12 protein-coding genes are annotated in these 12,693 nt (G+C 40.4%); 4 read left to right on the top strand and 8 right to left on the bottom strand.

What is annotated here, in order from left to right; genetic code table 11:
• Positions 1-37: 37 nt before the first annotated feature.
• The 5 genes from PHY84_RS08335 to PHY84_RS08315 form a co-directional block, all read right to left on the bottom strand.
• Positions 38-685 (bottom strand): TrkA family potassium uptake protein, encoded by a 648-nt coding sequence (locus PHY84_RS08335; protein WP_299858921.1) that lies wholly within the window; start codon positions 683-685, stop codon positions 38-40.
• Positions 682-2,010, bottom strand: a complete 1,329-nt coding sequence (locus PHY84_RS08330; protein WP_299858920.1) for a TrkH family potassium uptake protein — start codon at positions 2,008-2,010, stop codon at positions 682-684. The genes PHY84_RS08335 and PHY84_RS08330 overlap by 4 nt, the downstream gene beginning before the upstream one ends.
• 9 nt (positions 2,011-2,019) lie before the next feature.
• Positions 2,020-2,709: a winged helix-turn-helix domain-containing protein gene (locus PHY84_RS08325; RefSeq protein ID WP_299858919.1), complete on the bottom strand. Its 690-nt coding sequence runs from the start codon at positions 2,707-2,709 to the stop codon at positions 2,020-2,022.
• A complete protein-coding gene (locus PHY84_RS08320) occupies positions 2,706-3,737 on the bottom strand; it encodes a DUF4118 domain-containing protein (protein ID WP_299858918.1) in 1,032 nt (343 codons plus the stop codon). The genes PHY84_RS08325 and PHY84_RS08320 overlap by 4 nt, the downstream gene beginning before the upstream one ends.
• Positions 3,738-3,971: 234 nt before the next feature.
• Positions 3,972-4,469 (bottom strand): MarR family transcriptional regulator, encoded by a 498-nt coding sequence (locus tag PHY84_RS08315; protein ID WP_299858917.1) that lies wholly within the window; start codon positions 4,467-4,469, stop codon positions 3,972-3,974.
• Between the two features lie 95 nt (positions 4,470-4,564).
• Between PHY84_RS08315 and PHY84_RS08310 the strand changes: the two genes are divergently transcribed.
• The 3 genes from PHY84_RS08310 to PHY84_RS08300 are packed head-to-tail and all read left to right on the top strand — an operon-like array spanning position 4,565 to position 9,995.
• Complete coding sequence (locus tag PHY84_RS08310) at positions 4,565-5,791, top strand: TolC family protein (RefSeq protein ID WP_299858916.1); 1,227 nt, start codon at positions 4,565-4,567, stop codon at positions 5,789-5,791.
• The gene (locus tag PHY84_RS08305) at positions 5,792-6,889 is read left to right on the top strand and encodes an efflux RND transporter periplasmic adaptor subunit (protein WP_299858915.1); all 1,098 of its coding nucleotides are present in this window, start codon (positions 5,792-5,794) and stop codon (positions 6,887-6,889) included.
• Between the two features lies 1 nt (position 6,890).
• The gene (locus tag PHY84_RS08300; RefSeq protein ID WP_299858914.1) at positions 6,891-9,995 is read left to right on the top strand and encodes a multidrug efflux RND transporter permease subunit; all 3,105 of its coding nucleotides are present in this window, start codon (positions 6,891-6,893) and stop codon (positions 9,993-9,995) included.
• Positions 9,996-9,997: 2 nt separating this feature from the next.
• Here PHY84_RS08300 and PHY84_RS08295 read toward each other — a convergent pair whose 3' ends face one another.
• Entirely contained in the window at positions 9,998-10,621 is a 624-nt protein-coding gene (locus PHY84_RS08295) for a hypothetical protein (protein WP_299858913.1), read from the bottom strand.
• A 116-nt stretch (positions 10,622-10,737) separates the two neighbouring features.
• On the opposite strand from PHY84_RS08295, the gene ilvC reads away from it, so the two are divergent.
• On the top strand, positions 10,738-11,760 hold the full coding sequence (gene ilvC / locus PHY84_RS08290) for a ketol-acid reductoisomerase (RefSeq protein ID WP_299858912.1): 1,023 nt from the start codon (positions 10,738-10,740) through the stop codon (positions 11,758-11,760).
• 81 nt (positions 11,761-11,841) lie between these two features.
• Here ilvC and PHY84_RS08285 read toward each other — a convergent pair whose 3' ends face one another.
• Together PHY84_RS08285 and PHY84_RS08280 are read right to left on the bottom strand one after the other, a co-directional pair.
• The gene (locus PHY84_RS08285; protein ID WP_299858911.1) at positions 11,842-12,255 is read right to left on the bottom strand and encodes a type II toxin-antitoxin system VapC family toxin; all 414 of its coding nucleotides are present in this window, start codon (positions 12,253-12,255) and stop codon (positions 11,842-11,844) included.
• Positions 12,248-12,541, bottom strand: a complete 294-nt coding sequence (locus PHY84_RS08280) for a hypothetical protein (RefSeq protein WP_299858910.1) — start codon at positions 12,539-12,541, stop codon at positions 12,248-12,250. The genes PHY84_RS08285 and PHY84_RS08280 overlap by 8 nt, the downstream gene beginning before the upstream one ends.
• Positions 12,542-12,693 lie beyond the last annotated feature (152 nt).

Here is a 12,693-nt window from a genome sequence, read left to right as displayed (position 1 = left end):
AATTGTTCATTTAGTTTTTAGTTTTGCAAGAAGTTTACTATATTTTCTTGCTGAGTGCTTCTATGTTATTGCTATTTCCTAAGACAACTAAAATATCCCCTGCTTCAAGAATATCGTTGTTTTCAAAAGAGGTGTACCACTCGCCTTGATGTTTGTATGCAATTGGTTTGACATCAAACTCCTCTTTGAAGAGCGGAGAGAGTATAGAAGTTCCGACCCAGAATGACGGAACTGTCATTTTTGCCAGTTTCATCGTGATAGAGAGATCGATAGTCTCATAATGAACATTTTTCACAATTTTTTTGACAAGCTTTTTGGCAGATTCCATCTCGGGATAGATTACTTTTGCGGCACCCAGTTTTGAGAGAATCTGTCCATGTACCTGTGTGATGGCTTTTGCTATAACTGTTGGAATTTTCAGCTCTTTAAGTGCCATAACGGTTAAAATACTTGCTTCAAGATTTTCTCCTATACTCACAATGGCGACATCCGTATCGGCAATACCTGCCTCGCCAAGCGCTTTTGGGTCGGATGAGTCAAGCACTATGGCATCTTGAACAAATTCGCTTATATCTTTTATCTTCTCCTCGTCATTGTCAATAGCGATAACAACCTCGCCTTGTTGTGCCAACCCTTTGGCCACATGGTGTCCGAATTTTCCAAGTCCTATAACTACGTATGTCATATAATCACCTTTGCTTCTGCGTATTTTATTCTTGTTTGTATTGCTTTGCCGACTATAACGATAGTAAATGCAAAAACGCCTATTCTTCCCATAAGCATAAGAAAAATAATATTGAGTTTCCCTAAGTCACTAAAGAGTGCACTGTAACTCAAAACACCGCCATTGCCGGTAGATACGCCTACCGTGGCAAAGGCAGAACAGGTCTCAAAGAGCGTTCTGACAAAATGGAGATTTTCGCTTTCGTTTAAGATAATAGTCGAGATTAGCAGGTAAAATGAGGCAACAAAGATAATTGCGTATGCTTTGTTGATTTGATACATTGAGAGACTTCTCTTAAATATATGAGGGTTGCTTTGCCCGCGAAGAGTAAACCAAACTCCTATGATGGAAAGTGCCAAAACAGTCGTTTTAATCCCGCCCGCAGTCCCGCCCGGGCTTCCGCCTGTCACCATAAAAACAGTGCCAAAAAATAGGTCCGAGTCACTAAATGTAGAAAAATCCAGAGTGTTAAACCCCGCCGTTCTATAGTTTACCGATGCAAACCATGCAGCCATGATTTTTTCCCAAATGCTCATGCCGCCCATAGAATTTTGGTTGTTCCACTCTAATGAGAGAATAATCGCCATACCGGTAATGATAAGTAATCCGGATGTCCATAAGACAAGCTTTGTATGTGTAGAGAGGCGCATAAGTGACTTTTTTTGGTAGTTGTAGAGTTCCAAGAGTACAAGATAGCCAAGCCCGCCAATGATAATCAAAAGCGGAATAGTAACGTTGATAACAAAGTCATTGCGAAATCCCATCATATTGTCGCTAAAGAGTGAAAACCCCGCATTGTTAAACGCTGAGATAGAGTGAAAAAACCCATACCACAGAGCATCGCCGAGCGGCATATCAACTAAAAAGCGTAGCGACAAGACAACTGCACCGCTTAACTCTATAATAAATATGCTTGCAAAAACAATTTTCAAAAAGCGAAAAATCCCGCTCATCCCCGGATAGTTAAGCGACTCTTTGAGGATTAGGCGGTCACGGTATCCAAGTTTTTTACGACGCATTATTGCCAAAAAGGTAACTGCCGTCATGTAGCCCAAACCGCCGATTTGGATAAGCAAAAGGATGACAGCATGCCCGAAACTTGTAAAATCAACAGGTGTGTCTTTGACGATAAGTCCTGTTACGCATACCGCAGAGGTGGCAGTAAAGAGTGCATCTATGACAGTGAGTCCGCCGTTGTGCGCAAAAGGAAGCATCAGCAAAAAAGCTCCTATGCCGATGAGAATAACAAAACTCATAAAAATTATTTTTACATCTTGGGTTTGCATGAAAACCTTTTATCCGTTACAACAAAATCTATATCCGATGCCGGATTCTGTTTTGATGTAGTTTGGTCTTGTGCTGTTTTGCTCTATCTTTTTTCGTAGCGTATTGATATATGTTCTGAGATACTGCATTTCATTTTGGTATCCCACGCCCCAAACTTCTTTCAGTATTTGCTGATGTGTGAGCGTTTTGTTTGTGTTTAGTAGAAAATATTTGAGCAGTTCATACTCTATAGGGGTAAGTTTTAACTGTTCTTTTTTAAAAAGGATATTTCTCGCAGCGAGGTCTATTTCAATTTCTCCGCAAACAATTTTACTGGATATAGCAGTATCATTCGTAGTACGTCTTAAGTTTGCCCTGATTCTGGCTAAAAGTTCATTGACGGAAAACGGTTTTGTGATGTAGTCATCTGCTCCTGCGTCTAGGGCTAGGATAATCTCTTTTTCATCGTGTCTGGCGCTTAAAACAACTATTGGAACTTTAGAGATTTCGCGTACTTGTTTTATAAATTCCTTGCCGTCTCCGTCACTCAGACCAAGATCAACTATAAGCAAATCAGGATTATGGCTTAAAAAGAGTATCATTGCATTTTTCTTGCTGTCACACGAGATGTGGTTAAACTCATACTCTCTAAAAGTAATTTCAAGCAGTTTTTTTACCGATGGGTCATCTTCTATGATTTGAATAAGATAGTTTTTCATATTAAGGCAGCCTTTTTCACTATGGGCAGTTTTGCTTCAACGAGAATACCGTCATTTATGGCAGATGCTTTTATACTTCCGCCATGAAGCCCCACTATACTTTTGCAGATTGAGAGACCGATGCCGCTGCCTGAGATATCGTTTGTATCTTCAAGCCGATAAAATTTATCAAAAATATTTTTTAGTTTTGCCTCATCAATATAGTTGCTTTGGTTAAATACCTCTATCTTTACGCTATTGTTTGTTGAAAATATTTTAAGTGTTACTTTTGTGTTGCTTTTAGAGTATTTAAAGGCATTGTCTAAAAGATTGATGATGAGTTGTTTGAGCAAGATATTATCACCCCAGTAAAGAGGAAGATTGTCGATTTGTATCTCAAGCAGTTCATCTTTTTGTTTGTCTGAAAACTCATCTATGGCGACACCTACCAAATCTTCAAAATCGCACCAGTCTAATTTAAGAGTTATATTTTTACTTGATAGTCTTGTGCTGTCTAAGATGTTTGTAATCAATCTTTTCATGCGTAAAGAGGCGTAATTTACATCTTCAAGCAAGTTTTTAATGTTCTCTTTGTCCATATTGTTGCTTGAGAGGAGAAGATTTGTCGTTCCTATGATGGTTGAGAGAGGTGTTCTTAGGTCGTGTGAAATGATGTTGAGCAAGTTTTCTCTCATCTCGTTTTGTTTTGTCTGCATGGAGAGATTTTTGGCTTGAACAGTGATAATCCATCCGACAATGGCAAAAATAAGAAAGCTCCATATATAGAGTTCGTTGTGGACATTGAAGCTATAAAGAGGCGGAATGTAGAGAAAGTTTAAGAAAATTACACTTAAGAGGGTTATAAAAATAGTTGCTTTTATGTTTCCGTGAATTGCCACGATAATAACGGGGATAATATGAATAAGAGCAATGTTGATTATGTCGAGATGCTCACGCAAAAGATGGCTTATGAGTGTTATAAGAAGTAAAATACCTACCGCTTTTAAGATATAGGCAGAGATATTATGGTTAAAGCTTAGGCTTTTCATTAGGCATTAGGCAGCTTTATAAGTACGAGAATCGTTAAAATTCCCAATATCGCTAACATGGTAATATCCATTGTTGACATTTTTGCATCTTTTAGTTTTAATTTTTAGAGGTATGATTTGCACATTATAGTTAAGAAGATGTCAATAAGTTATCAATAATCTTTCAAAAAAATCAAAATATTATAAAGATGGAAGCTAGCGCTGTAATTTTTTGCATATCAAACGCTACAAATACTAAAACCTATTGATATTTAAAAGTACCTTTTTTAAAAGCGTGCTAAACAGCTCTCTCTCCTCTTGAGTGAATGTTTCAAAATATTTGCTGCACTCTTTGGAGATTTCGTTGAGAGATTTTAAAACAAGCTCTTCTCCGCTTTGTGTAAGGCAGACTAACATACATCTTTTGTCGTTTTCATCCTCTTTTCTATATACAAGCCCTCTCTCTTGAAGTCTTTTTAGTACTTTTGTCATTCCGCCTGATGAGAAGATGGTCAAATCATAAAGCTGAGTAGGAGAGAGCACTTTGCCGTGTGTATAGAGTGAGGCTAAAACATCCACTTCGGAGTTTAAGAGGTCAAACTTCTCTTTTAAAAAGCTCTCTGCATGAGAAAATATGGTTTTTTGGATAACCGCAATCGGAAAAGTCATCAAAAAAACATCGGGAAGTTCTTTGGAAGCCACTTTGTCGTAAAAGTTGGTGATGAGGTCAGTGTGCACTCTATTTGTTTTCATAATAAAATTATAGCAGAAAAATATATCTTTCTAGCAAGATATATTTAAGAGTTGTTTTGATACTATTGTGAAAATTTAGATAAAAGGAGTGCCGATTGAGACTTTTTTTTCCGATACTTTTTACACCGATATTTCTCTACGCATCATCGCTCCAAGAGCTTATTGATGTTTCGCAAAAAAACAGAGCAGTTGCTTCTGCTCTACATGTGGTAGCGTCCAAAGAAAAGGCGTATGAGAGCAGTAAAAGCGGCTATTTGCCGACTCTTGACATACTTGGAACTTACCAAAATGTTTATGATGAAACGCCGACACTTGCGCAAAACTCTTTGAAAGCTCAAGCGAGTTTAAAGTATGTCATCTATGACGGCGGTAAAAAAGAGAGTGTTTATGGGCAGCTTGAGTCCACTGTTGCTTCAAGCAAAAAAAGTGTTGAAGCGCTCAAGAATGATATCTCTTTGGATGTTGCAAGGCTCTACTTCGAGTATCTCTCGCTGGAAGCCGATAAAACTGCAACGCTTCGGGAGATTGAACAGCTTAAAGCAGAATTCAAAAGACTACAGCTTTTTTATGAGGCCGGTTCCGTCACCAAAGATGAGGTTGCAAAAGTCGATTCTCGCACAAAAAATGCACTTGTGGCGCTTCAGGAGATAGAGCTTGAGAGCCAAAAAATCCTCCACACGCTAGAGTACTACACTACTCAAAAGGTCTCTTCCATCCAAAAAGGCTCTCTTGTGCGTCTGCCGCAGGAAGATACAGCGCTTTTGCCTGCCGAGATTCAGGCACTTGAAGATGAAGCTTTATCCGTACTATTTAGCGCAAATGTCCTAAAGAGCCAAAATATGCCAACGCTCTATTTTGAAGATACTTTGAGCTACTCGGACTACTATTTTGACCAAAAACCGGCAAACTCTTTAGCAGATACGCAAAATATTGCCACACTCAATGTCGCATGGAATATCTTTGATTTTGGTTCACGCACACAGGCGTACCAGTCAAAATTTCAGGAGTATTTGAGTAAAAAATCATTGATTGAACATGAAAAACACAAAGCAGATGTTGACTACAGACTTGCAAAAAAGTCGCTGGAGATTGCAACGGTGAAAGTTGAAGCGGCAAAAGCGACGCTGGAAGCGGCTTCTGCTACTTATGAACTTATCAAGTTTAAGTACCAAAACGGCACGATTGACAATGTTGCATATCTTTTGGCGCTTAGCGAGAAGTACGATGCCTCAAGAGGATACGAGAGAGCAATGAATGATTTGCAAATCAAAAAAGCGGAGCTGATCTACTACAGCGGAAAAGATATAAAGGAGTTTTTATAGATGAAAAATTTAACATTATTGGCGGTTGTTTCTCTGCTTTTTATGGGTTGTAATGAACAAAAAAAAGAGCCTCAGGCGGCGCAACAGGCGGCACAGATGCCCCCTTTGCCCGTAAAAGTGCATGAGGTAAAGTTTGGGAGAGCGGATTTTTCCAAGAGCTACTCGGCGGTGTTAAAGCCTTTTGCAGAGGTTGCGGTGGTTGCCCGTGTAAGCGGGGTGCTTGAGAGAGAAAACTTTAAAGAGGGTACGCTTGTCAAAAAAGGCGATGTGCTTTACGAGATACAAAAAGGGGAGTATAAAGCAGCCCTTGATGAAGCAAAAGCAGCACTTCTTAAAGCAGAAGCGGACTACAGCAAAGCAGCCCGAGACTGGAAGAGGGCAGAGTATCTTTTTGCAAACAGTGCCATTAGCGAGCAGCAGCGGGATGCACTTTTTTATGCGCATGACAACGCAAAAGCAGAGGTGCAAAAAGCAAAAGCCGCTCTTGCAAACAAAGAGCTGAATTACAGCTATACAACCATCAAAGCCCCTTTTAACGGGATTGTGGGAATGAGCAGCAGCGATGAGGGGACATACATAGATGCAGAGACCCAAAATGCAAAGCTTACCACAGTGACGGCACTGCATAAGGTTTATGCAGAGTTTTCACTGCCAAGCAGTGATGCCATGAAGTATGCTTCAGAGATAAAGGGCGGTAAAAAAGTCTCACTTCAAATCGGGGCAAAAAAGTATGAGGGGGTTGTTGATTTTGTAGCACCAAAACTTGATTTGCAAACAGATACGCTTTTGGTAAGAGCGATTTTTGACAACCAAGAGAGAGAACTCTCAGTCGGGGCTTATGCCAATGTGCTTTTAGGCGGATTCAGCTATGAGAGTGTGGCAAAAATACCGCAAAATGCACTTATAAAAACACCTGATGCCACTGTTGCCTACGTTGTACAAGATGGTGTTGCCATGATGCGCCCGCTCAAAATCGCCAATGTTCAAGACGGTTTGGCGATGGTTGAGAGCGGCATAAAAGAGGGTGAAAAAGTTGTTGTCGGCAACATAGCAAAACTGAGACCAAACAGCAAAGTTACTATCGCAGAGGGTCAGTAAAATGTTTAGCGCATTTTTTATAAAACGACCCGTTTTTGCTTCCGTTATTGCCATTATCATCGTTTTGGCGGGCGTTATCTCTATGCGCTCCTTGCCTATCAGTGAGTACCCAAGGGTTATCCCGCCGCAAATCGTCGTCTCCACATCTTACCAAGGAGCAAGTGCAGAGACTATCTCAAAAACGGTAGCAGCCCCTCTTGAAGAGCAGATAAACGGCGCAAAAGATATGCTCTACATGAACTCTCTTGCAGCGGATAACGGCTCACTTAGCATCAGTATCTTTTTTAAAGTCGGAACAAATCCCGATGATGCAAAGATAGATGTAAACAACCGTGTACAGGCTGCACTTGCAAGACTTCCCGAACAGGTAAAGAGACAAGGCGTGCGGGTCAATGAAAAGTCGCCCGACATGCTTCAAGTCATCATCCTAAACTCGCCAAATCAGACAAGAGATGTCACTTTTCTCTCCAACTATGCGCTTATGAATGTCGTGGACAGTCTAAAAAGGGTCAAAGGTATCGGTGATGTCGTGATATTTGGGGCAAAAGATTACTCCATGCGCATCTGGATAGACCCGCTTAAGCTAAAAAAATATTCACTTACAGTGAGCGACCTTATAGACGCAGTGCGCAAACAAAATGAGCAGTACGCCGCAGGAAAGCTCGCTTCAGAGCCGGTTGCAGGTAATGAGATGTTTACTTACACTATTGAGACACCTGAGAGATTTGCCGAACCCTTACAGTTTTCAAACATCATTATAAAAGCAAATGAAGACGGAAGTTCGCTCAAACTCAAAGATGTGGCGACTGTAGAGCTTGGTTCGCAGAGCTATGAGATGAAAAATAAACTCAACAACGCTCCCGCAGTGCCAGTCGCCCTCTTTTTGCAAAGCGGTGCGAATGCGCTTGAGACGGCAAAAGAGGTAAAAAAGGTTATCGCAGCTATCAGCGAGAGTTTTGTGGATGATGTGAAGTATGTGATTCCCTATGATATTACCGATTTTGTCGAGATTTCTATAAATGAGGTTGTCAAAACTTTTATCGAAGCTATAGTTTTGGTTATTCTTATCATATTTCTCTTTTTACAAAATTGGCGTGCGACGCTTATCCCTGTTTTAGCCGTTCCAGTCTCCATTGTCGGGGCATTTGCGGGAATGTACATGCTTGGTTTTAGCATCAACCTGCTTACGCTTTTTGGGCTTGTTCTTGCCATCGGAATCGTAGTGGATGATGCGATTATCGTTATAGAAAATGTCGAGAGACACATCAAAGAGGGACTTTCTCCGCTTGATGCCTCACTCAAAGCGATGCAGGAGGTTTCAGGTGCGCTTGTGGCTATCGTTTTGGTGCTATCTGCCGTCTTTATTCCCGTTGCATTTTTGGGCGGATTAAGTGGCGAGATGTACAGACAGTTTGCCGTAACCATTGTTATCTCTTTGGCTATTTCTGGGTTTGTGGCACTCACGCTTACTCCTTCACTTTGTGCCGTGATGTTAAAACCGACACACAATGAGCCAAAATACTTTTTCAAATGGTTCAACAGCGCATTTGATTTTATGACCAAAGGCTACACGGCGGCGGTAAGACTTACTATCAGATACGCATTTTTAAGCCTGCTTCTTTTTGGTGGACTTATCTATGTAACTTACGATATGTTTGTTCATCTAAAAACGGGGCTTGTGCCATCAGAGGACAAAGGAACGGTTTTTGTATTTAGCTACAACCCTCCCGGCTCTTCTCTTAGCAGAACGGATAAGCTGACCGAGGAGATTTACAATATCGCCTCTAAAGACAAAGAGAGCATAAAAAATATAGTTCAATTTGCGGGACTGGATTTTGTCACATTTGCACAAAGAACAAATGCGGCAGCTACCATCTTAAAACTACAGCCATGGGATGAGCGAACAAGACCCGAGCAGCATGCGGGACAAATCGCCGCACAGATGAGCAAAAAACTATTTGCAACAAGCGAAGGGTTCTCTTTTGGCGTTGTTCCTCCGCCTATCATGGGTATGGGAGTTGCAGGCGGGTTTGAGCTTTATGTTCAAAATAAAAACGGTACCGACATGCAAGAGCTGCAAAAGTATGTAAATGAAATTATCCAAAAAGCAAACGCAAGACCGGAACTTGCCGGAGTCAGAACAACGCTAAATACGGCAGTTCCGAAGTATAAAATGAGTGTCGATACTGCAAAAGCAAAAGCTAAGGGCGTTGAGATTGACCATATATACCAAACGCTCAATGCAACTTTTGGAAGTTTTTATGTAAACGACTTCAATCTTCTTGGCAGAACCTATATGGTAAATATGCAAGCCGATACATCATTTAGAAAAAGCCCCGAGGATTTGGAGAAGATTTATGTCAGGAGCAGCAAAGGGGAGATGCTTCCTCTTAGCTCTTTTGTAACGCTTAAGCAGAGTGTTGGTGCGGATTTGGTAGAAAGATTTAACCTCTTTAGCGCTGCAAAAATAGCAGGTCAGGCAAAGATGGGATATAGTTCAGGCGATGCGCTAAGAGCTATGGAAGAGGTTTCAGCCGAAGTATTGCCGCATGGGTATGCCATCAGCTGGATTGGTACGGCGTATCAGGAGAAGCAGATAAGCAGTGCGGGAAATATGGCGTTTCTCTTTGGAATCATCTTTTTGTATCTCATTCTAGCAGCGCAGTATGAGCGATGGCTCATGCCTCTATCGGTCATTTTGGCGGTACCTTTTGGCGTCTTTGGTGCAGTCGTGGCAAACAGTATACGAGGATTTGAAAATGACATCTACTTTCAGGTAGGTATCCTTGTCCTAGCAGGGCTTAGTGCCAAAAATGCGATTCTTATCGTTGAGTTTGCTATGCAAAAAAGAGCGCAGGGTATGGAGCTAGTCGAAGCGGTTTTACAAGCCGCAAAGATTCGTCTGCGCCCTATTATCATGACCTCGCTTGCCTTTACTCTGGGCGTTATTCCTCTGGCTATCAGCAGCGGAGCAGGAGCCGCAAGCAGACACTCTATCGGTACGGGAGTTGTAGGCGGAATGCTCTCAGCCACATTTTTAGCGATAGTTTTTATACCGCTTTTTTACATATTGGTTTCAAAACTGACAAAAGAGAAGACGGTGTAGCATTAAAGTGCTACACCAAAAAACTCAGCCGCCTCTTGCTCGTCATCGCTTAGGTTCTCTTTTTTAAAGTCATCATCGGTTGCGATAAGCCTCTCGATTTCTTTTTTACAAAATGCAAATAAAACATCTCTCGCCTCATCCAAATCATCCACAAACCCAAGCCCGCTAAATCTGTAAGGTTCTTCATACTCAATGCACAAAAGCGTACCGCCACACTCCTGCTCTAAAACCTCTACAAGCGTTCTATAGCTGATGTTAAACTCCGTTGCATGCCACCCTATCTTTTCCATTTCTTTGGTTGCAAACTCATCCACTCCATCGGCGGTTGTGTCATCGTATGTTGCCCTTGCTTTGTTAAACCCAATGATTTCCTGCCAGTTTGAAAACGCTTTTACAAGCACACGCTCTTCATCTTCTACAACCTGATAGTTTTTGCCAAACGCCTCTTCAAGAGAGTTTTTTGTCTGGACGATACCGCTAAAAACAAGAGCATCACGAACGCCAAAAGGCTCATAACAGACAGAACCGTCAACTCTTAATCCAAAAGTTTTGTCACTGTTAAGAGCTTCAAGAAGCTCCTTTTTGTCCGTAACAATAATTTCCTTAAAAAGATTAAATTTTTTCACAAATACGCCTCTGTTTTTTAGCGGTATTATAAAAGTTTTTGCTTTATTTGAGTATAATGCCGAAAATTTTTTAAGCGTTTAAGGGTACTTTTAAGCTTAAAACTCAAGGAAAAGCAATGGCATTAACTGTTTACTACGATAAAGATTGTGATATCAATATAATTAAAAGCAAAAAAGTTGCGATGATAGGCTTTGGTTCTCAAGGTCACGCACATGCTGAAAACCTAAGAGACAGCGGTGTTGAGGTTGTTGTAGGTTTGAGACAAGGCGGCTCTAGCTGGGCAAAAGCTGAGGCAAAAGGGTTTAAAGTTATGAGCGTTGCAGACGCTTCTGCTTATGCTGATGTCGTTATGATTCTTTTACCGGATGAAAACCAAGCAGAAATCTACAAAAGAGAGATTGAGCCAAACCTCAAAAACGGTGCAACTATCGCATTTGGACACGGTTTTAACATTCACTACGGAAGAATCCACCCAAGAGCAGATATAAATGTTACTATGATAGCTCCAAAAGCTCCGGGACACACTGTAAGAAGCGAGTTTGTAAGAGGCGGCGGTATCCCGGACCTTATCGCTGTCGGACAAAACCCAAGCGGAAAAACTAGAGAGCTTGCACTATCTTATGCATCGGCTATCGGTGGCGGAAGAACTGCTATCATTGAGACAACTTTCAAAGATGAGACAGAAACTGACCTTTTTGGAGAGCAGGCTGTTCTTTGCGGCGGCGCTGCATCTTTGGTTCAAGCAGGATTTGAGACATTAACAGAAGCCGGATACGCTCCTGAACTTGCATACTTCGAGTGTCTGCATGAGCTAAAACTTATCGTTGACTTGATGTTCCAAGGCGGAATCGCAGATATGAGATACTCTATCTCTAACACTGCCGAGTACGGCGACTATGTAAGCGGTAAGCGCGTTATCAATGCAGAGAGTAAAGCTGCAATGAAAGAGATTCTAAAAGAGATTCAAGACGGAAGATTTGCAAAAGACTTTATCCTTGAAGGTCAAGCAGGTTACCCAAGAATGAACGCTGAGAGAGCAAACGCAAGAGCATCTCTTATCGAGCAGACAGGCGTAAAACTAAGAGCTATGATGCCGTGGATTGCATCAAACAAGATTATCGACACGACTAAAAACTAATTTTTTTAATTTCTAGCACTCATCTTCGGATGATGTGCTTGGTCACTTACTTTATGTAAGTTCTTTCACAAACATACAAATCTAAGCACCATAAATTAAATAATCGTAAGATTTTACCTCTATCCCGCAGTTATAAAATTTGTTGTCATTTGTAACTATAGTTTCACATCCGCTCTGTTTTGCACAAAGGCATTGCAGTACATCTTCTAAGTCAAGAGCGTTTTGCAAAGAGAGTTCTACCCCATTTTGCAGTATATCTTTTGTAAAGTTTAAAATTTCCCAATCTATAAAAATAACATTTTGAAAAAACTCTAAGGTCTCTTTTTTATTTTTTGATATATAAAATAGTGTAGTAAGCATATCTTCGCTTATACATACAACATAGTTATCATTAACTGTTTTTTCCATAAGCTTCATAGCTTTGGTGTGATTTTCTCTTTTTGCATCTATGATATCTGCTACAACATTTGTATCAAGGAATATTTTTTTACTCACCTAGCTTCTCCTTTGAGAGAGTCTCTTTGATTTCTTTTGAAGACAAGTTATTATATTTGTTCTCGATTGTTCCCTTACCTGCGTATTTTTTTAATCTTTTTAGTTTATCTTCTTTTTCTTGTTGTGATTTTTTTTCAAGATACTCTTTAAACTCTTTGGCATATGCAGGTGAGAGAAGAAGCCCTTTATACTCATGCGTTTTTTTATCTTCTATGTCAATATAGTTATATTCTTGCAGCATATCTATATTTCTTGCAATATCTCTTATGCCTACTATTGTTGTCATATCATCACCTTGTTGTCTTTTTAATTATTATAGCTTTTTTAAGGTTTTTTTGTCAATGAAAAATTCGTATGCAGATATGAAACATATAGAGTTGTGTTATGCATGATGTGCTTGGTCACTTACTTTAAGTAATAGACGACAAATAATCTCAT

This window comes from Sulfurimonas sp. (genome assembly GCF_028694605.1).
In the GTDB taxonomy this organism is placed as follows: Bacteria; Campylobacterota; Campylobacteria; order Campylobacterales; family Sulfurimonadaceae; genus Sulfurimonas.
This window is presented reverse-complemented; position numbering and strand designations above follow the sequence as displayed.

Excerpts from the sequence above, each read along its gene's own strand:
- PHY84_RS08335 (WP_299858921.1), bottom strand. The coding sequence starts at position 685 with ATGACATACGTAGTTATAGGACTTGGAAAATTCGGACACCATGTGGCC.
- PHY84_RS08330 (WP_299858920.1), bottom strand. The coding sequence starts at position 2,010 with ATGCAAACCCAAGATGTAAAAATAATTTTTATGAGTTTTGTTATTCTC.
- PHY84_RS08325 (WP_299858919.1), bottom strand. The coding sequence starts at position 2,709 with ATGAAAAACTATCTTATTCAAATCATAGAAGATGACCCATCGGTAAAA.
- PHY84_RS08320 (WP_299858918.1), bottom strand. The coding sequence starts at position 3,737 with ATGAAAAGCCTAAGCTTTAACCATAATATCTCTGCCTATATCTTAAAA.
- PHY84_RS08315 (WP_299858917.1), bottom strand. The coding sequence starts at position 4,469 with ATGAAAACAAATAGAGTGCACACTGACCTCATCACCAACTTTTACGAC.
- PHY84_RS08305 (WP_299858915.1), top strand. The coding sequence starts at position 5,792 with ATGAAAAATTTAACATTATTGGCGGTTGTTTCTCTGCTTTTTATGGGT.
- PHY84_RS08300 (WP_299858914.1), top strand. The coding sequence starts at position 6,891 with ATGTTTAGCGCATTTTTTATAAAACGACCCGTTTTTGCTTCCGTTATT.
- ilvC (WP_299858912.1), top strand. The coding sequence starts at position 10,738 with ATGGCATTAACTGTTTACTACGATAAAGATTGTGATATCAATATAATT.
- PHY84_RS08280 (WP_299858910.1), bottom strand. The coding sequence starts at position 12,541 with ATGACAACAATAGTAGGCATAAGAGATATTGCAAGAAATATAGATATG.